Source organism: Cupriavidus sp. 01L46 (genome assembly GCF_056399905.1).
On sequence record NZ_JBFTSF010000075.1, the window covers coordinates 1 to 24,630 of the forward strand.

Consider the following 24,630-nt stretch of genomic DNA (forward strand, 5'->3'; position numbering starts at 1 on the left):
CTCAAGTCGGCCGGCTGTTGCGCTTCGAGCAGGAAGGTCAGGTGACTGGAAAGCATCGCACCCGAAAGTTAACACTTCGGCGCAGCGTTTACAACTTCCTCTGACGCTACATACAAAAATGCCGTTCAGCTCTTAACTGAACGGCATTACACCGTGAGGTGGCTTTTTTACTGCATCGAGGCGTTCGCTTCAGGCGKCGGGGCGCTCCGGCAGCCGGATATCCGACAGCTCCCAGCGCGGCGTCACGCCGTAGCCGTAGTCGCGCGTGGCCAGCTCCGGCGCGGCTTGCAGCCGCATGGCGCCGGCGAAGGCGATCATGGCGCCGTTGTCCGTGCAGAAGGCCAGGTCCGGATAGTAGACCTCGATCTTCTTCTGCGCGCCAAGCTGGTTCAGCCGCTCGCGCAGCTGCCGGTTGGCGCCCACGCCGCCAGCCACCACCAGGCGCCGGTGCCCGGTCTGCTTGAGCGCGGCCATCGACTTGGCGGCCAGCACGTCGACGATGGCATCGACAAAGGAGCGCGCCAGGTTGGCCCGGTCCTGCTCGCACACATTGCCCAGCTTGCGGGTTTGCGTGAGCACGGCGGTTTTCAGGCCGGCGAAGGAGAAATCGAGGGTGCCAGAATGCAGCATCGGACGCGGCAGGGCGTACGTGCCAGGCACGCCGAACTCGGCCAGCCGCGAGACTTCGGGGCCGCCCGGGTAGCTCAGGCCGAGCAGCTTGGCGGTCTTGTCGAACGCTTCGCCGGCGGCATCGTCCAGGGTCTCGCCCAGCAAGGTGTAATCGCCGATGCCGCGCACTTCCATCAGCTGCGTGTGCCCGCCCGAAACCAGCAAGGCAACGAACGGGAAAGGCGGCGGATCGGGGGTCAGCAGCGGCGACAGCAGGTGGCCTTCGAGATGGTGCACGCCCAGCATCGGCACGTTCAGTGCGAAGCCCAGGGCGTTGGCCACCGACGCACCCACCAGCAACGCGCCGGCCAGTCCGGGGCCTTGGGTGAAGGCAATCGCATTGATGTCGGCGCGAGTGCGGCCGGCTTCGTCGAGCACCTGCTGCAACAGCGGCAGCACGCGGCGGATATGGTCGCGCGAGGCGAGCTCAGGCACGACGCCGCCGTAGTCGCGGTGCATGGCGATCTGCGAATGCAGGGCGTGGGCGAGCAGGCCGGCTTGCGTGTCGTAGAGCGCGAGGCCGGTTTCGTCGCAGGAGGATTCGATGCCGAGGACAAGCATGGGGCAGGCAAGGCCGGCATCAAGCGAGGCCGRCAAATCAAAGGGTTGAAGCGGGCTGACGACCATCGGGCCGGCAGCCTGGCATGAGGCCAGCAGGGTAGCACAGCGGCGCTGGCCATGCTTTTCGCTACAATCGCCGCTTCTTCCGCAGGCACTAATCAGGCATTCATTGGGCAAGACAGACATGGGCAGCAAGCAGACCGCAGAGACCGGCCGGGCCGGTGCGCGCGCAGGGCGCTTCGACGTGGCGGTGCTTGGCGCCGGGGCCGCCGGCATGATGTGCGCCGCCGTGGCGGGGCAGGGTGGCGCCAGCGTGGTGCTGATCGACCACGCCACCAAGGTGGCGGAGAAAATCCGCATCTCCGGTGGCGGGCGCTGCAATTTCACCAACCTGCAGGCGGGCCCGGCCAATTTCCTGTCGGCTAATCCGCACTTCTGTCGTTCCGCGCTCGCCCGCTACACGCCGCAGGATTTCCTCGCGCTGATGCGCAAGCATGAGATCGACTGGCATGAGAAGCACCGCGGCCAGCTCTTCTGCAACGACAGCGCCGAGCAGGTGATCGAGATGCTGCGTGCCGAATGCGGCGCGGGCAACGTGCACTGGCGCACCGGCTGCGGCGTGGACGAGGTCAGGCGCGAGGGCGACGATTTCCTGCTGATGACGGCCAGCGGGCCGGTGCGTGCCGGCGCGCTGGTGGTGGCCACGGGCGGCCTGTCCATCCCGAAGATTGGCGCCACCGACATCGGCTACCGCATTGCCCGCCAGTTTGGGCTGGGCGTTGTCGAGACGCGCCCGGCGCTGGTGCCGCTGACGTTCGACGGGCAGGGCTGGGCGCCGTTCGTGCCGTTGGCCGGCGTGTCGATGGAGGTGGATATTGCAACGGGTAACGGCAAGACGGCCGGCGCCTTTCGCGAGGACTTGCTGTGGACCCATCGCGGCCTGTCCGGCCCGGCCGTGCTGCAGATTTCCAGCTTCTGGCGCCCTGGCACGCCGATCACCATTGACCTGTTCGACGGCAACGATGCCAGTGAATGGCTGCTTGAGCAAAAGGGTGGCAGCCGCAAGCACCTGGCCAACCTGCTCGCCGAGCGCCTGCCAGCCCGTCTGGCCGACGCCTGGTGCGCGGCAGCGGGCCTRAACGGTGCGCAGCCGCTGCATGATATGCCGGACAAGGCACTGCGCCGGCTCGGCGCGGCGCTCAACAGCTGGCAACTGGTGCCGGCAGGCACCGAGGGCTACCGCAAGGCCGAGGTCACCCTCGGCGGCGTGGATACGCGCGCGCTGTCGTCGGCGACCATGATGGCGCGCACCGTGCCCAACCTGTACTTCATCGGCGAGGTGGTCGACGTCACCGGGTGGTTGGGCGGGTACAACTTCCAATGGGCGTGGGCATCCGGTGTCGCCGCCGGGCAGGCCGTGGCGGAGAGCGCGAGGGCCATGGTGGCGGGGACGGCCGGAGCGTCGTAAGCAGCATAGCGGCAAAAAAACCGCCATACGGGCTTGACAGCGGTTGTGCTACACTTGTAGCTTTCGTAAAACCGCTAACAGCTGCTACTTATTTCAGCAAAATGACCACGATCCACCTTAAAGAAAACGAGCCGTTTGAAGTTGCCATGCGTCGTTTCAAGCGCACCATCGAGAAAAACGGCTTGCTGACTGAATTGCGGGCTCGCGAGTTTTACGAAAAGCCGACGGCTGAGCGCAAGCGCAAGAAGGCCGCCGCCGAGAAGCGCCACTACAAGCGCATCCGCAGCCTGATGCTGCCGAAGAAGATGTACTGAGCGTACCCTTCGCGTTCCGCATCAAAACCCGCTGTGGGCAAGGCTCCGGCGGGTTTTTGCATTGGCGGCCCGACGGCCGGCGCTGCCCCTGGCCGGCACCATCCCGCCCACACTTTCCTGGAATAATGCGATGTCCCTCAAAGCCCGTGTAACCGAAGACATGAAGGCCGCCATGCGTGCCCGCGAGACCGAGCGCCTCGGCACCATCCGCCTGCTGCTGGCCGCCATCAAGCAACGGGAAGTGGACGAGCGCATCGAGCTCGACGACACCGCCGTGCAGGCCGTGATCGAAAAGCTGATCAAGCAGCGCAAGGACTCCATCTCCCAGTTCACCCAGGCCGGCCGCACCGACCTGGCCGACAAGGAGAGCGCGGAAATCGAAGTGCTCAAGGTCTACATGCCGGCGGCCCTGTCGGATGCGGAGGTGGCCACCGAAGTGCAGGCCGCGGTCACGGAAACCGGCGCCGCCGGCCCGCAGGACATGGGCAAGGTCATGGCCGTGCTCAAGGCCAAACTGGCCGGCCGTGCCGACATGACCGCCGTCTCAGGTCTGGTCAAGGCCGCGCTGGCGGGGCGTTGAGCGGGTCAGGGCGCGAGTTGGCAGCTGGCGGCTGAAGGCCGATGGGTATATTTAAAGGCACTTCTTGTCCGCCACCCCTCGCCGGCGCTGGCTGCAATCCGTTGCGTCTGCACTACAATGTAGTGTTAAGAGGCCGGAAAGCGCCGTGCCGGTCACGCACTTCATGAACCAGATATCGCCGCTGCCCGGTTCCACGGGCAGTTCGGCCATAGGACGACAAGCCGGGTGATTCCGCAATCCTTCATTCAGGACCTGCTCAACCGTGTCGACATAGTCGATGTGGTGGGCAAGTACGTGCAGTTGAAGAAGGGCGGCGCCAACTTCATGGGGCTCTGCCCCTTTCACAACGAGAAGTCGCCGTCGTTCACGGTCTCGCCGACCAAGCAGTTCTATCACTGCTTTGGTTGCGCAGCGCATGGCTCGGCCATCGGCTTCCTGATGGAATACTCGGGGCAATCCTACCCCGATGCCGTGCGCGAGCTGGCGCAGTCGGTCGGCCTGTCCGTGCCCGAGGAGCGCGACCGGCTGCCGCCGGCCCAGCGCGCCGAAGTGCAGGCGCGCTCGCTGGCGCTGTCCGATGCCATGACCCGCGCGACCGAGTTCTACCGCAAGCAATTGCGCAGCGCGCCGCAGGCCATCCAGTACCTCAAGAGCCGTGGCCTGACCGGCGAGATCGCGGCGCAGTTTGGCCTGGGCTATGCTCCGGACGACTGGCAGGGGCTGGAGTCGGTGTTCGGCAATTATCGCGACGATGCGATCGCCGGGCCGCTGGTGGAATCCGGCCTGATGATCGAAAGCGCCGAGAAGCGCGACGCCGATGGCAAGCCGCGGCGCTACGACCGCTTCCGGGACCGCATCATGTTTCCCATCCGCAGCACCAAGGGCCAGGTGATCGGCTTTGGCGGGCGGGTGATGGGGCAGGGCGAGCCCAAGTACCTGAATTCACCGGAAACGCCCCTGTTCAGCAAAGGCACCGAGCTATATGGCCTGTTCGAGGCCCGCCATGCGATCCGGGAAACCGGCTATGTTTTGGTGGTCGAAGGCTATATGGACGTGGTGGCCCTGGCTCAGCTGGGCTTTGCCAACGCCGTGGCCACGCTGGGCACGGCCTGCACGGCGGTGCATKTGCAAAAGCTGTTGCGCCAGACCGATGCCGTGGTGTTCTCGTTCGACGGTGACGCCGCCGGGCGCCGCGCGGCGCGCCGGGCCCTGGAGGCTTGCCTGCCGTACGTGGCGGACAACAAGACCATCCGCTTCCTGTTCCTGCCCGCCGAGCACGACCCGGACAGCTATGTGCGCGAGCAGGGCACCGACGCGTTTGCCGCGCAGGTGCGCGACGCCATGCCGCTGTCGCGCTTCCTGCTGCAGGTGGTGTCGGAGGGGCAGGAGCTGCGCCAGGCCGAGGGGCGCGCCCGCGCCCAGTACGAGGCCAAGCCGCTGCTGCAGTCCATGCCCGCAGGCGGCCTGCGGTTGCAGATCGTGCGCGAGCTTGCCGATGCCACCGGCACCACGCCGGCCGAAATCGAAGCCGTCTGCGGGCTGGCGAGCGACCCGGCGCGGGTCGGACGCTTTGCCCAGCCGCGGCCGCGCACCAAGCGCCAGGCCCCCACCGGGCTGGAGCAGCGGGTGCTGCAGTTGCTGATGCGCTACCCGCAGCTGTCGACCCGGCTCGACGCCGATAGCCGGGCACTGCTGCTGGAAGACGAGCAGGCCGACGCCGAAGTGCTGGCGCACCTGGTGTCCGCGTGCGACGAGTTGCAGGGCGAGGTGAACTTCGCGGCCTTTAGCGAGCATCTCGCGCAGTCGCCGTACGCCGAGGTCTACGCCAATGTGCGCGCCGCGGTACTGCGCGAAGAGATCGATGAGGAACCTGCCGAGCAGGAGTTCGATACCGCCATCGCCAAGCTGCTGGCGGGGCCATTGCGCCGTGAGCTCGACATGCTCCAGCAGTCGGTGATCATGGGCACCGCGGATGAGGAAGGCAAGAGCCGCATGCGATGGCTGGTCAGCGAGATCAATCGCCGGCGGCAGTTAGGTTKAATCGGGCTGAATTTGGCTGAATTGGGTTGACCGTCCGGTAGGTCGGGCAAGGTGGGTGGTGATAAATAAGTGAAGGTTTGGCGCGGCCTGGCTACGCTTAAGCCTTGATTTTTCAGGTGAAAACCTCACCTGTTGGGAAGCCGGCTAATTGCTAGTGCTACAATAGCCGGTTTGGATAGCGAGATCTTTCTCTCCCCTTCTGGTGAAAGTGAGCGTGCCAATGGCAAAGGCCAAAGCAACCGAAAAGGTTTCCACTAAAACTCCCCAATCGGGGAGCGGCAAGGCGTCCGTGAAAACAACGGCGGCGGCGAAGACAGCCGCGTCAGTCAAGGCGCCAGCCCAGCCTGTGCCAGCTAAGACAGCTCGGAGCGCCAAGGCGCCCGCAGCGTCCACTTCCACCGGGATCCGCCCATCCGAAAACCTGAAGCCCTCGACTTCGGCACACGAGAGCGGCGATAGCGCCAATACAAGCGGCAAGCACGCCGCATCTGTACCTGTGAAAGGCAAGAGTATTACCGTGGCGAAACAGCAGAATACCGAAGTCGAGAGCAAGAAAGCGGCAGCGACCAGCGCCAAGACCGGAGACGCCAAGCCAGGCGCCGCCGAGCCCGAGGCCACGCCGAATGCCACAACTTCCGCCCCCGTTGCATCCGAGCGTCCCGCCGCTCCGGCAGTCAAGCCGGAGCCGAAGAAGCGTGGCCGCAAGCCCAAGGCCGGAGCGCAGCACGACGACAGCACACCAGACGACGTGACTGAAGAGCTTTACGAAGACGAGATCCCTGCGGCGGCAACGCCGACCGCCGCGCCCAAGAGCGAAAAGCAAAAGGCTCGCGACCGCAAAGCCAAGGAAAAGGCTCTGCTCAAGGAGTTCGCCTCGACGCAGCAGGGTACCGAGGAAGAACTGGAGGTACGCCGCCAGAAGCTCAAGGCGCTGATCAAGCTTGGCAAGTCGCGCGGCTACCTGACGTACGCGGAAATCAACGATCACCTGCCGGACGACATGGTCGATTCGGAAACGATCGACACGCTGGTCGCCACGCTCAACGACATCGGCATCGCCGTCTACGAACAAGCGCCCGACGCCGAAACGCTGCTGCTCAACGACAACGCACCGTCGGCCACCAGCGAAGAAGAAGCCGAGGAAGAGGCGGAGGCTGCACTTTCCACTGTTGATTCCGAATTCGGCCGCACCACCGACCCCGTGCGCATGTACATGCGCGAAATGGGCACGGTCGAGCTGCTGACGCGCGAAGGCGAAATCGAAATCGCCAAGCGCATCGAGGCCGGCCTGAAAGACATGGTGATGGCGATCTCCGCCTGCCCGGTCACGATCTCCGAGATCCTGGCCTTGGCCGAGCGCGTTGCCAGCGATGAAATCAAGATCGACGAGTTCGTCGACGGCCTGATCGACCCGAACGCCGCGGACGTGCCCGTGGCCCCGCCGGCCCCGGCCGTGGCGGCGGCCGCCGAAGAAGACGAGTTGGAGTCCGACGGCGAAGAATCCGACGAAGACGAGGATGACGATGCCGGCGGCCTGGCTGCCWCGGCACGCCAGCTCGAAGAACTGAAGCAGGCCGCGCTGGAAAAATTCCGCGTGATTGCCGAGCAGTTCGACAAGATGCGCCGCTCGTTCGAGAAGGAAGGCTACAAGTCCAAGTCCTACGTCAAGGCCCAGGAAGCCATCCTGAACGAGCTGATGAGCATCCGCTTCACCGCCCGCAACGTCGAACGCCTGTGCGACACGCTGCGTGGCCAGGTGGACGAAGTGCGCAAACTCGAGCGCTCCATCCTGAAGATCGTGGTGGACAAGTGCGGCATGCCGCGTGCGGATTTCGTCGCCCGTTTCCCGGGCAATGAGACCAACCTCGAGTGGATCGACACGATTATCAAGGACGGCAAGTCGTACAGCACCATCGTCGAGCGTAATGTGCCGGCCGTGCGCGAGCTGCAGCAAAAGCTGATCGACCTGCAGATGCGCGTGGTGCTGCCGCTCAAGGAGCTCAAGGAAGTCAACCGCAAGATGAGCGAGGGCGAGAAGCGCGCCCGCGAAGCCAAGCGCGAGATGACCGAGGCCAACCTGCGCCTGGTGATCTCGATCGCCAAGAAGTACACCAACCGCGGCCTGCAGTTCCTCGACCTGATCCAGGAAGGCAATATCGGCCTGATGAAGGCGGTGGACAAGTTCGAATACCGCCGCGGCTACAAGTTCTCGACCTACGCGACGTGGTGGATCCGCCAGGCCATCACCCGCTCGATCGCCGATCAGGCGCGCACCATCCGTATCCCGGTGCACATGATCGAAACGATCAACAAGATGAACCGCATCTCGCGCCAGATCCTGCAGGAAACCGGCAACGAGCCGGATCCGGCAACGCTGGCCGAGAAGATGGAGATGCCGGAAGACAAGATCCGCAAGATCATGAAGATCGCGAAGGAACCGATCTCCATGGAAACGCCGATCGGTGACGACGACGACTCCCATCTTGGCGACTTCATTGAAGACACCAACACGCTGGCCCCTGCCGAAGCGGCGCTGCACGGCTCCATGCGCGACGTCGTCAAGGACGTACTGGACTCGCTCACGCCGCGCGAAGCCAAGGTGCTGCGCATGCGATTCGGCATCGAGATGAGCACGGACCACACGCTGGAAGAAGTCGGCAAGCAGTTCGACGTCACCCGCGAGCGGATCCGCCAGATAGAAGCCAAGGCATTGCGCAAACTGCGTCACCCGAGCCGCTCCGATAAGCTTAAGAGTTTCCTTGAAGGCAGTTGATCGGTATCATGCCGGTCTGACTTTCCAGGGCCTCTAGCTCATGCCTGGTTAGAGCAGCGGACTCATAATCCGTTGGTGCCGTGTTCGACTCACGGGAGGCCCACCATTGTTGAAAAAGCCCCGCAGATTCCTGCGGGGCTTTTTCTTTGCCGCGGCGTTTGCGCGGAAGTGCGAATGGCGGGCTGGCCACCGCTGTGTTGCAGTCATACAGCCACCCTACAGCCACCATACAGCCACCTCACCCTTATCACCGCGTCGGACTTAAGCAGGCTGCGCTATTTGTCCATGCCGGCAGTGGGCGATTTCTTGTGGCTGGACGCCTTGCCAGCCGGCTTCTTGGCCGAAGCCTTTGAGTCGGTGAGCGCCGAGGCCGTGTTCTGGTTGGCACCCTGGGTGTACGGGTCAAACTTGTCGTTGGCCTTCGCGGTATCTGGCACGTAGCCGTCTTTGTTGGTCGTGCGCTGAGGGTCCGGTACATAGCCGTCCTTGTTGGTGCTACGCATGTTGTAGTCGTAGCGATCCGCTGGATTTGCAGGGCCTGCGGCGTGGACGGTACCAGGTAGGAGAACTGCAATTGCCATTGCCATTGCGATAGCGATCTTCATGGATGACTCCTTCCAATCAAAGTCGATGACCCTCGCGCGCTCATCTGCCGCAACGGTCCGCCTATTAGCGTAGCTGTCAGGCTTGCAGAATTCCAGTGATCATTTTGCTGCGCGCTTGTGGCTGAGCGCTTGTGGTTGAGCTCATGTCTGCCGTTCGCTACTTCAACCGCATCCAGCGGCAACGCGGGCGACCGGGCCTGCCGCGCTTGCTGCGTTTGCTCTGTCTTCCGCCGTTTCCTTGCCATCGCGCCGGAGGTACTATGCCGAACGGGCTCAGGCAAGGAGGGCGTATGCCGCAAGATTTCCACACCAGTCGCAAAGCGCGTTGCCTCGCCCTCGCCCTCGCCGGCGCATGCCTGCTGGCTGCCTGCGCTGTTGTCCAGGAGGCCGCGCCGCCTGAGCTCCAGCCCGCCGACGCCCATCGTACGATCGCGACCCTGCATGCATCCGGCGTGCAGATTTATGTATGCAAGCGCGATCAGGGCAGTGCATTGGCGTGGGCGTTCAAATCCCCCGAAGCGGATCTGCGCGACGATTCCGGCAAGCTCATCGCCAGGCATTATGCCGGGCCGACCTGGGAGGCGCCTGACGGCAGCAAGGTAACCGGCAAAGTCCTGCGGCAGGCCGCAAATGCCAGGACGCCCGACAGCATTGCGCTATTGCTGTTGCAGGCGACAAGTTCCGGAGGGGCTGGCTTGCTAGCGGGAGTGCATTACGTTCAGCGCCTGAACACGCAAGGCGGCATTGCGCCCGCTCTGGCCTGCACCGAGGAAGGACAGGAAAGCCGCGTGCCGTATCGCGCGGACTACGTATTTCTCGAATAGACGAGCCTCGCTGAGGCAGGCGCGTTCGCTCCGATGGCGTTGCCGTTCGTGCCGGTCGGGAGAGCCGCGCAGCGCCAGGTCTTCAAAGTTTCTGCACGGCAGCCAGGTCGAATATCTTCGCCCAGCGCAACGCTTCCTTCCGGCTGGCCATCGGGATCTGCCAACTGCCTTGCGCATGGTGTTCTAGGCGCAATGCAAGCATCCATGCGCTGTCGTTCTCCAGCGCGGTGGCACTCGCTATATCCGCAAAAATGAACTTCGCCTGCTGTCCGTCGACATCCAGGGCGCCACGCTTGCGTTCCGGATCCACGCGCATCGTGCCCCACGCGCCCTCCAGCGACAGGATGCGCTCGCCCTTGATCTTGACGCCGTGGATCGCGCGGTAGCGGCGGACCAGGCTTGCGACGAATGCCACGAGCAGCGCCGCGCAGAACACGACAGCGGCGGTCCCGGCGATCGCGCCATGCGCTGCGGCCACCGTGGCGTACAGGCGGACCGCGCCGTAGATGAGGGCACCGATCAAGGCGAGGCCGGCGATGATGAATGGCACGTCTTTTCCTTTAAAGAAATTGCGGTGAATGGACTGGCTTGCGGCTAAGGCGGCTAAGGCGGCGATGGCCGCTGCGGCGTGACCGATGTGCCGAAGGTATTGCCCATGCGATGGCTGGTCGCCGAGTAGTTGAACAGCCCCAGCGCATTGGAGGGACGCGCCAGGATGGCTTCGGACGCCAGCTTGTGCTCCGAGGGGGGCTGGCCGGGGGTGGGCTTGGGGCTTAGCTTTTGCGTCAGGCAAGGGAACGACGGGGCCCGCATGCCATTGACTTCGACCTCGACACAGCTCGCCGTGGCATCCCCCGCTGGTGGAGGTGCCTCTGCAGCGAGTAGCGGGCAGGCCGCGCCAAGGCTGCCTGCGGCAATCACTACAACGTTCAGCCATCCGCGCATTTCGTGCTCCGTCTTCGTTGATTGCCAACCACGCCATTGGCGATATGCCTGAAGTGTAGCGCTCCATTCCGAATGGCGCGGCATGCAATTGCTCTGCGATATCGCCGCCGTTGAGGCGCGTCGCCATGCCCCGCGCCTGCACATGAAGCTTTCGTGACAAACGACAGTCGGCGCGCGGGCCGTTCGTCTAACCAATCGTACGCGGCGCTGAAATGATGACCGCTCATCATGGCCTCATCGGATGCGATCGCTTACGACTTGCCTCTGGTCGAGGCGCCGGCGCAAGGGAACGACGGCAATTGTTTCGCAAGGGATTGAGCAAACACATGCATGACAAGAACAAGAACGATGCGTCCGCGCGCTGGAGGGCGCTATGTCTGGCGGTACTAGGACTAGGGACGCAGGGAACCGCGATGGCGCAGGCGCCCGCTGCCACCGAGGCGGCAGCGCCTGGTGTGCAGGCCGATGCGGAACGGCGCGTCGACATCAACGAGTACATCGTGCGCGGGAACACAGTGCTGGATGCGCGCGCGATCGAGCGCGCGGTCACGCCTTACCTTGGACCGAAGCGCACGATGAAGGATATCGAGGGCGCGCGCGACGCGCTGCTGGCGGCCTACCAGGCAAGGGGGTACCAGTCGGTGTACGTGGACCTGCCTGAGCAGCAGGCGGTTGGCGGCGTGGTCTTCCTGCAGGTGAGCGAGACCAAGGTGGGCCGCGTGCGTGTGGTGGRAGCGCAGTACAACTCGCCGGTAGAGGTACGTGAGCAGGTGCCCGCGCTGGCGGAGGGCGCGGTGCCGGACTTCAACCAGGCGCAGACGGAGCTCACTGCCTTGAACCGGACCGCGAACCGGCAGGTGATGCCGCTGGTCAAGCAGGGCGCGCTGCCTGGCACCATGGACGTTGATCTCAAGGTCGAGGACAGCAGCCCGTGGCGGGCGAGCGTGGGCCTGAACAACGACTACAGCGCGGATACCAAGCAACTGCGGGCCACGGCTTCGCTGGGCCACGACAACCTCTGGCAACTGGGGCACAGCGCCTCGGTCAGCTTCTTTGGCGCCCCGCAGGACCTGAACCAGACCCAGGTGTGGTCCGGCTCGTATGTGGCACCGCTGCGAGGCACCAACTGGGGCCTTGAGGCTTCCGGCTACAAATCGGACAGCAACGTCGCGACGGTAGGCGGCACCAACGTATTGGGCAAGGGCTATGCGGTTGGCGTGAAGGCCACCTACACCGTGCCGAACACCGGAGCATGGTGGCACGCGTTCAGCGCGGGCGTGGACTTCAAGGACAACGAAGAGGTGACGCGCCTGGGCAGCGCCGGCGATACGGTGCCGCTCAAGTACGCGCCGATCACGCTCGGCTACTCGGGCTTCGGCCAGACGGAGCGCGGCACMTATGGCCTGAACCTGTCGCTGGTCGCGGGCACGCGCAGCTTCCTTGGCTACGGCAGCACCGCGCAGCAATTCGACTACAAGCGCTACAAGGCGTCGCCGAGCTTCATGGTGCTCAAGGGCGATACCAATGGCTCCTACACCTTCGCGGGCAACGCGCAGCTGGGCTGGCGCCTGGCCGCCCAGATCACGGATTCCCCGCTGGTCTCGAACGAGCAAATCGCGGCCGGCGGCATGAACTCGGTGCGCGGCTACCTGTCCGCCGAGACCACCGGAGACTATGGCGTGGTCGGGTCCGTGGAAATGCGCACGCCACCGCTGGCCTTCTTCACTTCCGTGGTCGAGAACTGGCGCGCTTACCTGTTTGCCGATGCCGGCCAGGTCCGCCTGCGCGATCCGTTGCCCGAGCAGAAGAGCAACTTCTCGCTCGCCTCGGTGGGGGTGGGCACTACGTTCCGCCTCGGCCAGAAGGTCACGGGGCGCCTGGACCTGGGCTATCCGCTCAAGGACGGGCCACGCACGCAGCGTGGCGACCCGCGCGTGAATTTCAGCGTCACCGCCAGCTACTGAGCGCACGCGGCGCACCGCTTCCAACCTGATACATCGACTCCCGATGAGCTAACCGAGAACAACTGTCATGCGACGCATCCTTTTGCTCGTGCTCACGCTGCTGAGCACACTCCTGCCGGACCTGGCCCATGCCTGGTGGCAGCCCGACTGGGCTTATCGCAAGCCGATCACGATCGACGCCGGCCCCAAGGCCGGCGCGATCGGCGGCGATGCCGGGCGTACCCCGGTGCTGCTGCGCCTGCATACCGGCAACTTCAGCTTTGAAGGCGTGAGCGAGACCGGCGCCGACCTGCGCTTTGTTGCCGCMGACGACAAGACCGTGCTCAACCACCAGATCGAACAGTTCGATCCGCTGTTGGGCATCGCGCTGATCTGGATCGACGTGCCGTCGGTCTCGGCCGCTGGCCCGCAGCAGTTGTGGATGTACTACGGCAACGCCAAGGCGCCGGCATCGGGCAATGGCCAGCGGACCTTCGACCCTGACTACACGCTGGTCTACCACTTTGCCGAAGGCAGCGTGCCGGCACGCGACACCACGGCTTACGGCAACCACAGCCAGACCGCTGTGGTGAGCATCGATGGCACGGTCATCGGCAAGGGCGCGCAGCTCGGCGCCGCCCCGCTGGTGCTGCCGTCGTCGCCGTCGCTGGCGCTGGCCGCCGGCGCGCCGTTCAGCTTCTCCGCCTGGGTACGCCCCGAGAAGCTCGGCCCGCAACAAGTCGTCTATGCACGCCGCGATGGCGCGGGCGAACTCGTCATCGGCATCGACCAGGGCGTGCCCTTCGTGCAGGTCAATGGCCAGCGCAGCAATCCCGGCCAGCCCGTGCAGGCGGGGCAGTGGTCGCACCTGGCAGTCAAGTCCGATGGCAAGAGCGTGTCGCTGTATGTCGGCGGACGTCCTGCCGCATCGCTGGCAACCGCCTTGCCGGCGCTGAACACGCCGGCCACGCTCGGCGCCGACGCCGCGGCAGCGGCCAACGCGCCGGCCGCTGCTACCGCGCTGAGCCCGTTCACCGGTGCCATCGATGAAGTGCGCTTGTCCAAGGTCGCGCGCCCGGATGCGCTGATCCTCGCCGACGCCGTATCGCAAGGCGCTGAATCGCGCCTGGCCGTGTTCGGCGCGGACGAGCAGCAGGCCGGCAAGAGCCACTTCGGCTTCATCCTGGCCGCCATGCCGCTGGACGCCTGGATCGTGGTGGGCCTGCTCGGCATCATGATGGCGCTGTCGTGGGCCATCATGATCAGCAAGGGCCGCAGCTACGGCGCCACCTCGCGCGCCAACGCTGCATTCATGGTGCATTTCCGCGAAGCGGCCGGCGCGCCGCTGGACCAGCTGGCCAAGAGCAACCGCGTACCCGAGGCGGTCAAGGCGGACTCGTCGCTGTGGCGCCTGTATGAAATGGCGGTCGAGGAACTGCACCGCCGCCATCAGATGGGCTACGACCTCAACGCGGTCTCCGACGCGACCATCAGCGCGATCCGCGCGGCCATGGATGGCGTCATGGTGCGCGAGAGCGAGCGCATGGCCAAGCGCATGAACTGGCTGTCGACCACCATCGAAGGCGCGCCGTATGTGGGCCTGTTCGGCACCGTGATCGGGATCATGCTGGTGTTCGTCGTGGCGGCCATGGCCGGCGCGGTGGATATCAACTCGGTGGCACCGGGCATGGCCGCGGCCTTGCTGTGTACCGCTGCCGGGCTGGGCGTCGCGATTCCCGCGCTGTTCGGCTACAACTGGCTCGCCTCGCGCTCGGATTCGATCGGCGCCGACATGGCGGTGTTCGTGGACGAATTCGCCACGCGTCTGGCCGAAGAGCAGGGCGAGGGACGTCGCGTCCCCGCTGCCCTGCACCGGGCTTAAGGGGAGCGCGCGGCCATGGCATACGCAGCCAAGTTCGGCACCAAGAAGCGCACGGGCGGCATCAACATCACGCCCTTCGTCGACGTGCTGCTGGTGGTGCTGGTGATTTTCATCCTGACCAGCAATGCCAGCATCCCGGGCATCAAGGTGGACCTGCCCAAGGCGAGTTCGTCGGTCGCGCTGGAGAAGCCCAAGACCAAGGCCATCACCATCGACAACGCGGGCCAGGTGTTCCTCGACGCCTATCCGGTGACGCTGCCGGAGMTGGAGGAGCGCCTGCGCACGGAGAAGGCGCTCACGCCGGATTTCCCAGTGATCGTGCGGGGCGACGCCGCCGTGCAGTACGCGAAGGTGGTGGAGGTGCTGGACCTGCTCAGGCGCATCGACCTGAACCAGATCGGCCTCGTCACCGGCAAGCCGGCGTGAGGAGAGTCGGGTGAAACATCGTGATCCAACTCCTCCTCCCCGGCAGCGCGCCATCGCCTTGTGGCGCCGCTGGGGCGGGCTGATCATCGGCGCGCTGGTCATCATCGGGCTGGCCGTGCTGGTCTGGCGCTTGCTGTCCGACACCGCCAGCACCAAGCGCGAGGTGGCGGCCACGCCGATGCTGGTGCTGCCACCGCCGCCGCCGCCACCTCCCGAGCCCGAGAAGCCGCCCGAGCCGGTGCCGGAGAAGGTCAAGCCGGAAGTGGTCGAGCCTGAACCCAAGCCGGCGGACCCGCAGGAAGCGCCGAAGGACGACGCCCCCCCAAGCCCGTCGAAGGATCTCGGCGACCCGGTCACGATCGACGGCGCGGCGCAAGCCGGCACGGATGCATTTGGCATCCAGGCCGGGCGCGGCGGCGGCATGACCGGCGGTGGCGGCGGGCTGGGCAGCCGGTCTTACTCGAGCTACGTCTCGGGTGCCTTGCAGCAGGCCTTTGCGCGCGACCAGCGCACCCGGCAGCTGGCGTTCGAGGACATCCGCATCGAGCTGTGGCTGGACGCCGACGGCCGCGCCACGCGCGCGCAACTGCTGCGCAGCACCGGCAACGCGCAGACCGATGAAGCCGTGCTGGCCATGGTGCGTGATTTCCGGGCCGACGAACGGCCGCCGGCATCGCTGCGCTTTCCGATGCGCATGTCGATCAAGGGGCGCCGGCCGTGACGCGGCCAGCGGGCCGCCGCCGCATGTCTCACCGCATGCCCAACCTATTCCACCTCATTCTCGTGAACGAACCGATGAACCATCCAGCAAACTCCCGGCGCCATGCGGAGCCGGCTCGCAAGACCCACGCGCTGGCCGTCGCCATGGCGATCGCGCTGCTCGGCGCAAGCGGAGCGGGCTATGCGCAAAGCGCGGCGCCCGCCGATAGCACCATGGTCAAGCTGATCCGTGGCCTGATGCAAAGTGGCGCCCTGAAAAAAGATGCCGGCGAAGCCTTGCTTGCCCAGGCCCAGACCGAAGCCATGGCGCAGCAGCAGGCGCAGCGCGTGGCGTCGGCAGCGCCGGCCGCCGCTGCCGGCGGCATGCGCGTAGAGCCGGGCGACGTGCGCGTGCCCTATATCTCCGAGACCGTGCGCGACCAGATTCGCGACGAGGTCAAGGGTCAGGTCATGGCCCAGGCCCAGGCCGAAGGCTGGGCGGCACCGAACGAAACACCGGAATGGACCAAGCGCATCCGCATCGAAGGCGACGTGCGCGTGCGCGACGAATCGCGCTTCTACTCCAGCAACAACAGCGACATCGCCATCGACTGGGCGGCCATCAACCAGGGCAGTGGCTTCGACGTCAACCCGAACACCAACCTCTCGCTGCCGCCGCTGGCCAACACGCGGCAGAACCGCGTGAGCCTGCTGCGTGCCCGCGCCAGGTTCGGCGTGCTGGCCGATATTTCCGACAGCACGCATGCCGGCATCCGCATTGCCACCGGCAACGACGACAGCCCGGTGTCCACCAACCAGACGCTGGGCGGCGGCCTGGCCAAGAAGAACGTGTGGCTCGACCAGGGCTGGCTGTCGTACAAGCCGGCGGAATGGCTCAACCTCACGGCCGGCCGCTTCGGCAACCCATTCGTGTCGTCCGACCTGCTGTTCTCGAACGACCTGAACTTCGACGGGCTGGCGGCGCAGTTCGACAAGGCGTTGCCCAACCGGGACGTCGCGCTGTTTGGCACGCTGGGCCTGGTGCCGCTCGAGTACTCCTCCGACAGCTTCCCCAGCCGCAGCCAGAACAAGGCGAGCAGCGAAAAGAAATGGCTGCTGGGTGCGCAGATCGGCGCGAGCTGGAAGCTCAACAACGACAATCGCTTGCGCGGCGCGCTGGCGTACTACGATTTCCGCAACGTCAGCGGGCAAGTGTCGCAGCCTTGCGCGTTGTACGCCGGCGCCGACGGCTGCAGCACCGATTGGTCGCGCCCGGCCTTCATGCAGAAGGGCAACACGCTGATGCTGTTGCGCAATATCGCGCTCAATCCGCTGGATCCGGCCGGCACCCCGCAGCCGCAATACGTGGGCCTAGCTTCCAAGTTCCAGCTGCTGGACCTGAACTTCCGCTGGGAAACCAAGGTGGCGGGCAGCCTCGGCCTGCGCATGGATGCGAACTACATCCGCAACCTTGCCTACGACGAGGGCGGCATGTTCTCGCGCGCAAACGGCGGCATCGTCAATAACTTCGGCGGCAGCGGCGGCACCAGCCGCGCGGACTTCAAGAGCGGCGGCAACGCCTACATGTTCCAGGCCACGCTGGGCAAGCCCGTTACGCTTGCCAAGGGCGACTGGAACATGCTGCTTGGCTACAAGCGCATCGAGCCGGATGCCATGCCGGACGGCTACAACGATTCGACCTTCCACCTGGGCGGCACCAACGCACGCGGCTACTACGTGGGCGGCTCGTACGCGCTCGACAAGAACACGTGGGTGACCGGGCGCTGGACGTCGACCAAGGAGGTCTATGGCCCGCCGCTGGCGATCGATATCTTGCAGGTCGAGATCAACACGCGCTTCTAGGAGGGATACCGTGTCATCCACATCATGCTTGCGCGGCGCCTGGCGTCCGCTGGCGCTCGCCGCCAGCTTCGCGATGGCCGGCGCAGCGGCTCACGCCCAGCCGGCCCAGACCATGGAAGAGCGCCTGCGCGCCCAGTTGCGCATCACCACCACGCAGCTGCAACAGGCGCAGAACGAACTGGCCGCGCTCAAGGCCKGCGMGCCCCATGCCGGCGCCGCGCCCTCCGGCGCGGATGCCGACACGAAGAAGGAACTGGAGCGTGCCCGCGCGCAACTCGCCGCCGAGCGCCAGGAGCGCGAGCGCCTGAGCGACAGGAACCAGCAGGCGCAACAGCAGGCTCAGGCGGTTGCCGAGAAGGCGAGCACGCAGATTGCGCAGTACCGCAACGCCTATGACGAACTGCTCAAGCTCGCGCGCGCAGCCGAGGCGGAGCGCCAGCGCCTGGCCCTGGAGGCCAAGGCGCAGCACGCCACGGTGGCGCAGTGCGAGGCCAAGAACGTGAAGCTCTACGCAGCGGGCCAGGAGATCCTGCGCGCCTACGAGACGGTGGGCCTGGGCACGGTGATGATCGCGCGCCAGCCCTTCGCGGCGCAGAGCCGGGTGAAGTTCGAGCAGATCGCGCAGGAGTATGGCGACAAGCTGTACGAAGGGCGCTTCGCGGCCGGCGCCGCGGCMGCCGCCGACGCGCCCGCGCAGGCGGCCGCCGATGTCAATGCTGCGGCGAGCGCCACGGGCGCGGCAGAAGCGCCACGCCCATGACGCGCAACGCCAGCAACGGACCGCGCATGGCAGTGGCGCCGAGCCTGCTGTTGCTGGGGCGTGAGTGTTTTGTCATGTTGCTGCGATGTCATGAGGAGCGCAGGCCAGTGCGCGGGCAAGGCGATGCCGCCGGCCCGCACAGGCGTTTGCCCGCGCTCCCCGAGAAAAAAGGTAAGACACAGATGATTCGAATGAAATCGCACGTCCAGTCCATGCTGCCGCCCGTGCGCATGGCCATCGGCGTCCTGCTGGCCTCGTGGCTGAGCGCAGCGCCGGTGCAGGCTGCGGAGCCTGCCACGGCAGGCGGTCTGGTGGTAGCGCGCGCCGGCTCGGTCACCGTTGGCCAGGATGACGTGGAGCGGCTGCTGCAGGGCCTGCCGGAAGCGGACCGCGCCGCGRCCAGGAGCAACCGCGCGGGCATCGAGAACTGGCTGCGCCAGCGCCTGGCCAGTGAAGCGCTGCTGCGCGAGGCACAGGGCAAGGCTTGGGCGGAACGGCCCGAGGTGAAGGCGCGCGTCGATGCCGCCGTGCGCGAGATCGCCGCGCGGATCGTCACCTCCACCTACCTGGAGTCGGTCACGCAGGTGCCGGCAGGCTATCCGTCTGAGCTCGAGGTGAAGGCGGCCTATGAAGAAGGCAAGGTGAACTTCCAGGTGCCCGCCACCTACCGCGTCGCGCAGATCTTCCTGGCTGCCCAGGGCAGCGACGCCGCGGCCAAGGTGCGCGACGAAGCCCGCAAGCTGGCCACGCAGGCACGCCAGGGCGATTTCGCCGCGCTCGCCAAGAGCCGCTCGCAGGATCCCCGCGGCGCCGAGCGTGGCGGGGAAGTCGGCACGCTGCCACTGGCGCAGATGCTGCCGGAAGTGCGCGACACCGTTGCCAGGCTGAAGGTTGGCCAGGTAAGCGACCCGGTGCAATCGGCCGCGGGCTTCCATGTGATGAAGCTGCTGGACACGCAGGCTGGCCGCACCGCAACGCTCGACGAGATCAAGCCGCAGTTGGCGGCGGCCATGCGCCAGCAACGCCAGCAGCAGCTCGTGCAGGCCTATATGGCAAAGCTGGTTGCGCCAGGCACGGCCAGCATCGACACCGCCGCGCTGGATGCCGTGCTGCAAAAAGTGAACTGAAGCGAGTGGGGCGCGGCACAAGGCGCCCCCTCAAGCCAGACCCAATCCCAATTTCCATTCTTTTTAACAWCAGGATATCCATGACCACCACCGCAACCCAGATCGAAACCTCGGCAGCCAGCCTGCCCGCACTGCTGATGGCAGTCACCTCGGAGCAGGTCTGCGATGCCATCAAGGCCGCCGGCTGCGCCGTGACGGCCATCGAGCAGGACGGCGTGCTGCGCCTGCACAGCGCCAGCCATGGCGTTGGCTTCCAGGTCCTCTGGGGCAACTCGGTAGCGCCAGATGCGTACCTGGATTTCACGCTGAGCTGCCCGCTGCGGGTGCAAGGCGGCGCGTTGCCCGAGGGGGTGCTTGGCGACTGGCATCGCGCCAAGCGCTTCGCGCGCGTCGCGCAGCACGGCGAATTCCTGGTGCTTGAGATGGACGTGGTGATCTCCGGCGGCGTGGGCCCCGACTATCTCACCGTGGCGCTGCAGCTGTGGACGCAGATGATGGGACAGTTCTTCCTGCATCTGCGCAACTTCCAGCCAGCGCAATCGGATGCAACCGCGGATGCAACTGCGGATGCCCCTGCGGCTGCTCCTGTGCTGGAAGAGGGAGCCGCCACGTAATGACACGCAAGCTGGCTGTGCCGCAGAGAATGTGGCGGCGTTTGCTCCGTACGCTGCGGCTGGTGGGCCTGGGCCTGGGCGCGGCGTCTTCTGCCGCCGCCCCGGCGCAGCCGTTCCCGCAGCACTGGATGCGCTATGCGCAACTGGCCAGCACGGAGTTCCAGGCGCGGCTGGGCGATCCGGCCGACGCGAGCGCCCTGCGTTTGCAGGATTGGATGCAGGCCCGCGCGCAGCCGGCCGCGTCGTTGGTGATGCGTGTGTGGCTTGTCCCCAATGGCCGCGTGGAGCGCATGGAGTTCGACTCGCTGGGCAATCCGCAGGCCGACGCGGACTTGCGCGCGGTGCTGATGACGAAGGCGTTGCCTGAGCCGCCGCCACCGGATATGCGCCAGCCCATGGTGCTGGAGCTGGGGCTGGATGGCGCGCAAGCGAGCTGATGTGGCGATGGCTTTCGACCTGGGCCGCCGCAGCGGCTTCGTGCGGCGCTCGCTGGCCTTTGCCGCGCTGGTGCTGTTCTTGGCGCTGGCGGCAGGCACGGCCGGATGCGCGCCGCTGCAGGCGGCGCCATGGCGAGCCGCGCCTGATTTCTCGCGGCTGGTGCGCGAGAATGGCCCCGCCGTGGTCAACATTGGTGTGGCCCGCGAGGCATCGCCCGATCCGCTGCGCGGGCGTGCGCCGGGCCAGGACAATGTCGACGAGACCAGCCTGGGCTCGGGCTTCATCCTCAGCGGCGACGGCTACATCCTCACCAACGCGCACGTGGTCGCGCGCGGGTCGCTGGTCAGCGTGAAGCTGACCGACCGGCGCGAGTTCAAGGCCAGGCTGATCGGGCTGGACGCCGTTGCCGACGTCGCCCTGCTCAAGATCGACGCCACCGGTTTGCCGACGGTGAAGATCGGCGACGCCGCGAGCGTGGAGGTGGGCAGCTGGGCCCTGGCCATCGGCTCACCCTATGGGTTCAGCAACTCGGTCACGGCCGGCATCGTCAGCGCCAAGGGCAGGGTGCTGCCTGGCGCCGAGTACATGCCCTTCCTGCAGACCGACGTGCCGGTCAATCCCGGCAACTCCGGCGGCCCGCTGTTCAACCTCAAGGGCGAGGTGATCGGCATCAATTCCCGCATCTACAGCCGCAGCGGCGGCTACCAGGGCTTGTCGTTCGCCATCCCCATCGATGTGGCCATGCGCATCAAGGACCAGTTGCTGCGCCAGGGCGTGGTGACGCGCGGGCGTATCGGCGTGGCGGTGCAGGAGGTCTCGCAAGCCCTGGCCGATTCGTTCCGCCTGCCCCGGCCCGCGGGCGCGCTGGTGAGCTACGTCCAGCCCGGCGGGGCCGCCAGCCGGGCCGGCATGAAGCCGGGCGACGTGATCCTGCAGGTGGGTGCGCGCGACGTCGTGCAGTCCGCCGATGCGTTGATCTTCATTGCGGACCTGGCCCCCGGCGTCGCCGTCCCGCTGCGCGTCTGGCGGGACCGCGCCGCGCTCGCGCTGGAGGTGCGGCCCGATCGCTTCGACGCGCCACGGGTGGCGCGCCCGGCCGCGCCCGGGCACGCGCCGCTGGGCATGATGGTCAGGCCGCTGTGGGCGCAAGAGCGGCAGGTGCTGCGTATCGACGGCGGCCTGCTGGTGCAGCGCGTGAACGCGGCCGCGTCGCGCGCCGGCATGCACGCCGGCGACGTGATCCTCGCGCTCAACGGCCAGCCGGTCGACAGCATCGAGGCGCTGGCCGACGAGGCCAGCGCGGCCAACGGCGCGGTGGCGCTGCTGGTCCAGCGTGGCAACGCACGATTGTTTATCGCGATCGAGACACGGCAGCCGCCGGGTCCCGGGCAGGAGGAGTGAGCCGTGTCACGGCAGTGCTGGCACGCAGTCACGGCGGCGTCACATTGGATCCCTACGATGCGCACGAGTATGCACTTGGGCCACGCGCCCGATGCGGCAGGGACTCCTCAACGCACATGGCATTGGATCGTGATGGCACGCTTGGTCGCATCCCCCGGTGCGCGCGTACTGGTTGTCTATATGGCGGTCCTGGCCCTATGCCTTGCCTGCCAGCAGATCCGCGCCCAGCAGCCCTCCAACCGCGGCGCGGTGGAGATGGCATTCGACCTGCCGGCCCAGCCGCTCAAGCAAGCGTTGGCGCAATACGATGCGCAGACCAGCCTGTCCGTCTTCTTTTCCTCCGAGCTGGCAGCGGGGCGAACCTCGACTGCCGTCCACGGCACCTTCAGCCCGGAAAGCGCGCTGCGCAAGATGCTCGAGGGCACGGGGCTGGACGTGCAGGCAGCCGCGGCCGATGCCTTCGTGCTGGTGCCCGCGCCGCGCCAGGCGGACATGGCCATTGCGCAGCCCCCGGCCAGCGCCGCGCGGCAATATGAGGGCGCTGTGCAGTCGCAGGTCTATCAGGCGCTATGCGCGCGGCCCGCACTCGCGCTCGGGGAATATCGCCTCGCGCTTTATGTGCAGCTCAACGCGGCCGGCCGCGTTGCGCACGTGYGCCTGCTGGATACCACCGGCGACAAGGCACGCGATGCGGCCATCATCGAGACCGTGGAGCACGTCGATGTGGGCCAGCCGCCCGGGAATCCGGCCAAGGCATTCGTGCTGCTGGTCAAGCCGGTGCGCTGTGACGCCGCCGCGGCCCGCTCCGGCTCTTGCCAGCCACCCTGCGGCCGGCAGGCGAGCCGATAGATGAGCGACTCCAGCCGCTCCAGCTTGCGCGAGCTGCTCGCGCAACGCTACGACGACCTCAAGCGCCGCCTGACATGGCGCCTGGGCTCGGCCGAGCTCGCCAGCGATGCGCTGCACGATACCTGGGTGCACCTGGAAGACCGCAAAGAGGAGGGCGAGCCGGTCAAGAGCCCGGCCGCCTACCTGATGCGCATGGCCACCAACCTGGCGCTGKACCGGCTGCAGCGCGACCGCCGCTACATGAGCGCAGAAGAGATGGAGACGCTCATGGCCGAGATCGTCGACCCCGCGCCCGGCCCCGCGCAAACGGTCGCGGCGCGTGACGAGGTCGAGGCCGTTGCACGCCTCATCGAAAGCATGCCGCCACGCCGGCGGGCGATCTTCCTCGCGGTGCGGGTCGATGAACTGTCGAACCAGGAGGCCGCGGTGCGCTTCGGCGTGTCGCCGCGCCYGATCGGCCTGGAGCTCAAGCGGGCCCATGAGTACTGCATGGCCCATAGCCCCAAGCATGGATGAAAAAAAGCATGCCGATCTGTTGCTTCCCAACCGTCTTGTCTATGTCCACAGGCAAACCACGGTGGCGGCTCGCTTGATGCCATGATACGAATGATGAATCCTGCGCCACAACCGGAACGCACGCTTGACGCGATCGAGCGGCAGGCGCTTGCCTGGGTGCGCCGCATGGCGGCGGGCGAGATGACACCGGCCGACGGCGCTGCGCTGCGGCGCTGGTGCATGGCGGATCCCGCGCACCGGGCAGCCTTTTCCCTGGCACGGCAGCGCTGGGAGCAACTGGGCCACGCGGGCGAACTGGTTGTGGCGCGTAACCCGGCGAGCTCGCATTTTGTCGAGGCGCGGCKCGCGCCGAACTGGCAGCGGCGCGCCTTTCTCGGCRGCGCCATGAGCGCGGCGGCGGCCGCCGCAGCCGTGGCCGTCATCCAGCCACCGCTGGGCCTGTGGCCTTCCGTGGAGGAGCTGCGCGCGGACTACCGCACCGCGACCGGCGAGCAACGCCGGCTGGCGCTGGCCGAGGATGTCACCGTCGAGCTGAATACGCGCACCAGTATTGCCGTGCGCTCCGGAGCGGGGCGCGTGCAGGGCATCGACCTGATCTCCGGCGAAGCCGCCGTCGATACCTTGAATGCGCCGCGGCCGTTCGCGGTTGTCGCCGGGCCGGGGCGCGCGTTTGCGCAGAGCGCCCGGTTTGAAGTGCGGGTCACGCCTGCCGGCGTGTGCGTGACTTGCGTCGAGGGGACCGTGCAGGTGGCGCATGCCGCGGGCATCGCGACGCTGAGCGGCAAGCAGCAACTCACCTACGATAGTGCCGCGCTAGGACGCATTGTGCATGTCGATCCGACGTGGATGCCGGCGTGGCGCGATGGCTACCTGCGGTTTGCCGATGCACCGTTGCGCGAGGTGGTTGAGGAGATCAATCGCTATCGGCCGGGTAGGGTGGTGCTGTTGGACAAGCGGGTGGCGGGCAAGCATGTGACGGGGCGGTTTCAGATTCGGTCGCTGGATAAGGCGATTGCGCAGATGCAGCGCTCGCTGGGGTTGGAGGTGCGGTCGTTGCCGGGGGGGATTGTGTTGCTTAGTTAAGCGGTTTCTTGAAGGTGGCGGTTTTTGCGCTGCTGGCTGCTGGCGCAGATTGGCGTTTTTGGAGGGGTGTTTTATTGCTTCTAGCTGCTGGCGCGGCTGTACGGGGTTGGCCGTTTACGCACATGGAGGTGTCACTTTTCTTTACTCGTAAAGAAAAGATGGTATGAACGCGCCCCGTCCCCGCAGTGGAGCGCGAGGTGGCGAGACGGTAGTGTGGGTCAGGCAGAAAAGAGTCTGATGAGAGGGGGGG

The 24,630-nt window shown here is 66.3% G+C and carries 23 protein-coding genes and 1 tRNA gene; 20 read left to right on the forward strand and 4 right to left on the reverse strand.

The features are described from left to right. Nucleotides 1–189: 189 nt before the first annotated feature. Nucleotides 190–1,230, reverse strand: coding sequence for a tRNA (adenosine(37)-N6)-threonylcarbamoyltransferase complex transferase subunit TsaD (gene tsaD / locus AC1DS3_RS15765; RefSeq protein ID WP_477127501.1), 1,041 nt, complete (start codon nt 1,228–1,230; stop codon nt 190–192). 184 nt (nt 1,231–1,414) lie between these two features. On the opposite strand from tsaD, the gene AC1DS3_RS15770 reads away from it, so the two are divergent. The 6 genes from AC1DS3_RS15770 to AC1DS3_RS15795 all read left to right on the forward strand — a co-directional run bounded on the left by AC1DS3_RS15770 (nt 1,415) and on the right by AC1DS3_RS15795 (nt 8,511). Further along, on the forward strand, nt 1,415–2,698 hold the full coding sequence (locus tag AC1DS3_RS15770; RefSeq protein WP_441634481.1) for a BaiN/RdsA family NAD(P)/FAD-dependent oxidoreductase: 1,284 nt from the start codon (nt 1,415–1,417) through the stop codon (nt 2,696–2,698). A gap of 101 nt (nt 2,699–2,799) precedes the next feature. Then, nucleotides 2,800–3,012, forward strand: a complete 213-nt coding sequence (gene rpsU / locus AC1DS3_RS15775; protein ID WP_043348281.1) for a 30S ribosomal protein S21 — start codon at nt 2,800–2,802, stop codon at nt 3,010–3,012. A gap of 130 nt (nt 3,013–3,142) precedes the next feature. Continuing rightward, nucleotides 3,143–3,592: a GatB/YqeY domain-containing protein gene (locus tag AC1DS3_RS15780; protein ID WP_441634484.1), complete on the forward strand. Its 450-nt coding sequence runs from the start codon at nt 3,143–3,145 to the stop codon at nt 3,590–3,592. 225 nt (nt 3,593–3,817) lie between these two features. Then, a complete protein-coding gene (gene dnaG, locus AC1DS3_RS15785; protein ID WP_477127502.1) occupies nt 3,818–5,662 on the forward strand; it encodes a DNA primase in 1,845 nt (614 codons plus the stop codon). Nucleotides 5,663–6,128: 466 nt separating this feature from the next. Next, a complete protein-coding gene (gene rpoD, locus AC1DS3_RS15790) occupies nt 6,129–8,405 on the forward strand; it encodes an RNA polymerase sigma factor RpoD (protein ID WP_477127503.1) in 2,277 nt (758 codons plus the stop codon). 27 nt (nt 8,406–8,432) lie between these two features. Further along, nucleotides 8,433–8,511: transfer RNA gene (locus AC1DS3_RS15795), tRNA-Ile, on the forward strand. Nucleotides 8,512–8,680: 169 nt separating this feature from the next. Here the strand turns inward: AC1DS3_RS15795 and AC1DS3_RS15800 are convergent. Then, complete coding sequence (locus AC1DS3_RS15800) at nt 8,681–9,010, reverse strand: hypothetical protein (RefSeq protein WP_441634490.1); 330 nt, start codon at nt 9,008–9,010, stop codon at nt 8,681–8,683. 290 nt (nt 9,011–9,300) lie between these two features. Here AC1DS3_RS15800 and AC1DS3_RS15805 point away from each other — a divergent pair, with 290 nt between their 5' ends. Continuing rightward, a complete protein-coding gene (locus tag AC1DS3_RS15805) occupies nt 9,301–9,834 on the forward strand; it encodes a DUF3455 domain-containing protein (protein WP_441634492.1) in 534 nt (177 codons plus the stop codon). An 82-nt stretch (nt 9,835–9,916) separates the two neighbouring features. Here the strand turns inward: AC1DS3_RS15805 and AC1DS3_RS15810 are convergent, their stop codons facing one another. Beyond that, nucleotides 9,917–10,384 carry a hypothetical protein gene (locus AC1DS3_RS15810; RefSeq protein ID WP_441634493.1) on the reverse strand — a complete coding sequence of 156 codons (468 nt, stop codon included), beginning with the start codon at nt 10,382–10,384 and terminating at the stop codon, nt 9,917–9,919. 53 nt (nt 10,385–10,437) lie between these two features. Next, a complete protein-coding gene (locus AC1DS3_RS15815; RefSeq protein WP_441634495.1) occupies nt 10,438–10,779 on the reverse strand; it encodes a hypothetical protein in 342 nt (113 codons plus the stop codon). Between the two features lie 326 nt (nt 10,780–11,105). Between AC1DS3_RS15815 and AC1DS3_RS15820 the strand changes: the two genes are divergently transcribed. The 13 genes from AC1DS3_RS15820 to AC1DS3_RS15880 all read left to right on the forward strand — a co-directional run bounded on the left by AC1DS3_RS15820 (nt 11,106) and on the right by AC1DS3_RS15880 (nt 24,380). Continuing rightward, nucleotides 11,106–12,743, forward strand: a complete 1,638-nt coding sequence (locus AC1DS3_RS15820) for a ShlB/FhaC/HecB family hemolysin secretion/activation protein (RefSeq protein ID WP_477127504.1) — start codon at nt 11,106–11,108, stop codon at nt 12,741–12,743. Nucleotides 12,744–12,810: 67 nt separating this feature from the next. Then, the gene (locus tag AC1DS3_RS15825) at nt 12,811–14,604 is read left to right on the forward strand and encodes a DUF2341 domain-containing protein (protein WP_441634499.1); all 1,794 of its coding nucleotides are present in this window, start codon (nt 12,811–12,813) and stop codon (nt 14,602–14,604) included. Between the two features lie 15 nt (nt 14,605–14,619). Continuing rightward, nucleotides 14,620–15,030, forward strand: coding sequence for an ExbD/TolR family protein (locus AC1DS3_RS15830; RefSeq protein WP_477127505.1), 411 nt, complete (start codon nt 14,620–14,622; stop codon nt 15,028–15,030). A 10-nt stretch (nt 15,031–15,040) separates the two neighbouring features. Beyond that, entirely contained in the window at nt 15,041–15,751 is a 711-nt protein-coding gene (locus tag AC1DS3_RS15835; protein ID WP_441634501.1) for an energy transducer TonB family protein, read from the forward strand. A gap of 74 nt (nt 15,752–15,825) precedes the next feature. Next, on the forward strand, nt 15,826–17,592 hold the full coding sequence (locus AC1DS3_RS15840) for a putative porin (protein WP_441634503.1): 1,767 nt from the start codon (nt 15,826–15,828) through the stop codon (nt 17,590–17,592). 10 nt (nt 17,593–17,602) lie between these two features. Next, nucleotides 17,603–18,352 (forward strand): hypothetical protein, encoded by a 750-nt coding sequence (locus AC1DS3_RS15845; RefSeq protein WP_477127506.1) that lies wholly within the window; start codon nt 17,603–17,605, stop codon nt 18,350–18,352. A gap of 191 nt (nt 18,353–18,543) precedes the next feature. Beyond that, the gene (locus AC1DS3_RS15850; RefSeq protein WP_477127507.1) at nt 18,544–19,479 is read left to right on the forward strand and encodes a peptidylprolyl isomerase; all 936 of its coding nucleotides are present in this window, start codon (nt 18,544–18,546) and stop codon (nt 19,477–19,479) included. Between the two features lie 80 nt (nt 19,480–19,559). After that, nucleotides 19,560–20,093: a YbjN domain-containing protein gene (locus AC1DS3_RS15855; RefSeq protein WP_441634509.1), complete on the forward strand. Its 534-nt coding sequence runs from the start codon at nt 19,560–19,562 to the stop codon at nt 20,091–20,093. After that, nucleotides 20,093–20,530 carry a YbaB/EbfC family DNA-binding protein gene (locus AC1DS3_RS15860; protein WP_441634511.1) on the forward strand — a complete coding sequence of 146 codons (438 nt, stop codon included), beginning with the start codon at nt 20,093–20,095 and terminating at the stop codon, nt 20,528–20,530. Before AC1DS3_RS15855 ends, AC1DS3_RS15860 begins: the two co-directional genes overlap by 1 nt. Next, nucleotides 20,511–21,932: a trypsin-like peptidase domain-containing protein gene (locus tag AC1DS3_RS15865; RefSeq protein ID WP_441634513.1), complete on the forward strand. Its 1,422-nt coding sequence runs from the start codon at nt 20,511–20,513 to the stop codon at nt 21,930–21,932. The genes AC1DS3_RS15860 and AC1DS3_RS15865 overlap by 20 nt, the downstream gene beginning before the upstream one ends. Before the next feature lie 132 nt (nt 21,933–22,064). Beyond that, nucleotides 22,065–22,781, forward strand: a complete 717-nt coding sequence (locus AC1DS3_RS15870) for an STN domain-containing protein (RefSeq protein ID WP_477127508.1) — start codon at nt 22,065–22,067, stop codon at nt 22,779–22,781. Then, entirely contained in the window at nt 22,782–23,297 is a 516-nt protein-coding gene (locus AC1DS3_RS15875; protein ID WP_477127509.1) for an RNA polymerase sigma factor, read from the forward strand. A 93-nt stretch (nt 23,298–23,390) separates the two neighbouring features. After that, nucleotides 23,391–24,380 (forward strand): FecR family protein, encoded by a 990-nt coding sequence (locus AC1DS3_RS15880; protein ID WP_477127510.1) that lies wholly within the window; start codon nt 23,391–23,393, stop codon nt 24,378–24,380. Nucleotides 24,381–24,630: the final 250 nt, after the last annotated feature.

Coding starts and splice junctions, on each gene's coding strand:
- rpsU (WP_043348281.1), top strand. CDS start 2,800: ATGACCACGATCCACCTTAAAGAAAACGAGCCGTTTGAAGTTGCCATG.
- AC1DS3_RS15780 (WP_441634484.1), top strand. CDS start 3,143: ATGTCCCTCAAAGCCCGTGTAACCGAAGACATGAAGGCCGCCATGCGT.
- AC1DS3_RS15800 (WP_441634490.1), bottom strand. CDS start 9,010: ATGAAGATCGCTATCGCAATGGCAATGGCAATTGCAGTTCTCCTACCT.
- AC1DS3_RS15805 (WP_441634492.1), top strand. CDS start 9,301: ATGCCGCAAGATTTCCACACCAGTCGCAAAGCGCGTTGCCTCGCCCTC.
- AC1DS3_RS15815 (WP_441634495.1), bottom strand. CDS start 10,779: ATGCGCGGATGGCTGAACGTTGTAGTGATTGCCGCAGGCAGCCTTGGC.
- AC1DS3_RS15840 (WP_441634503.1), top strand. CDS start 15,826: ATGAACCATCCAGCAAACTCCCGGCGCCATGCGGAGCCGGCTCGCAAG.
- AC1DS3_RS15855 (WP_441634509.1), top strand. CDS start 19,560: ATGACCACCACCGCAACCCAGATCGAAACCTCGGCAGCCAGCCTGCCC.
- AC1DS3_RS15860 (WP_441634511.1), top strand. CDS start 20,093: ATGACACGCAAGCTGGCTGTGCCGCAGAGAATGTGGCGGCGTTTGCTC.
- AC1DS3_RS15865 (WP_441634513.1), top strand. CDS start 20,511: ATGGCGCGCAAGCGAGCTGATGTGGCGATGGCTTTCGACCTGGGCCGC.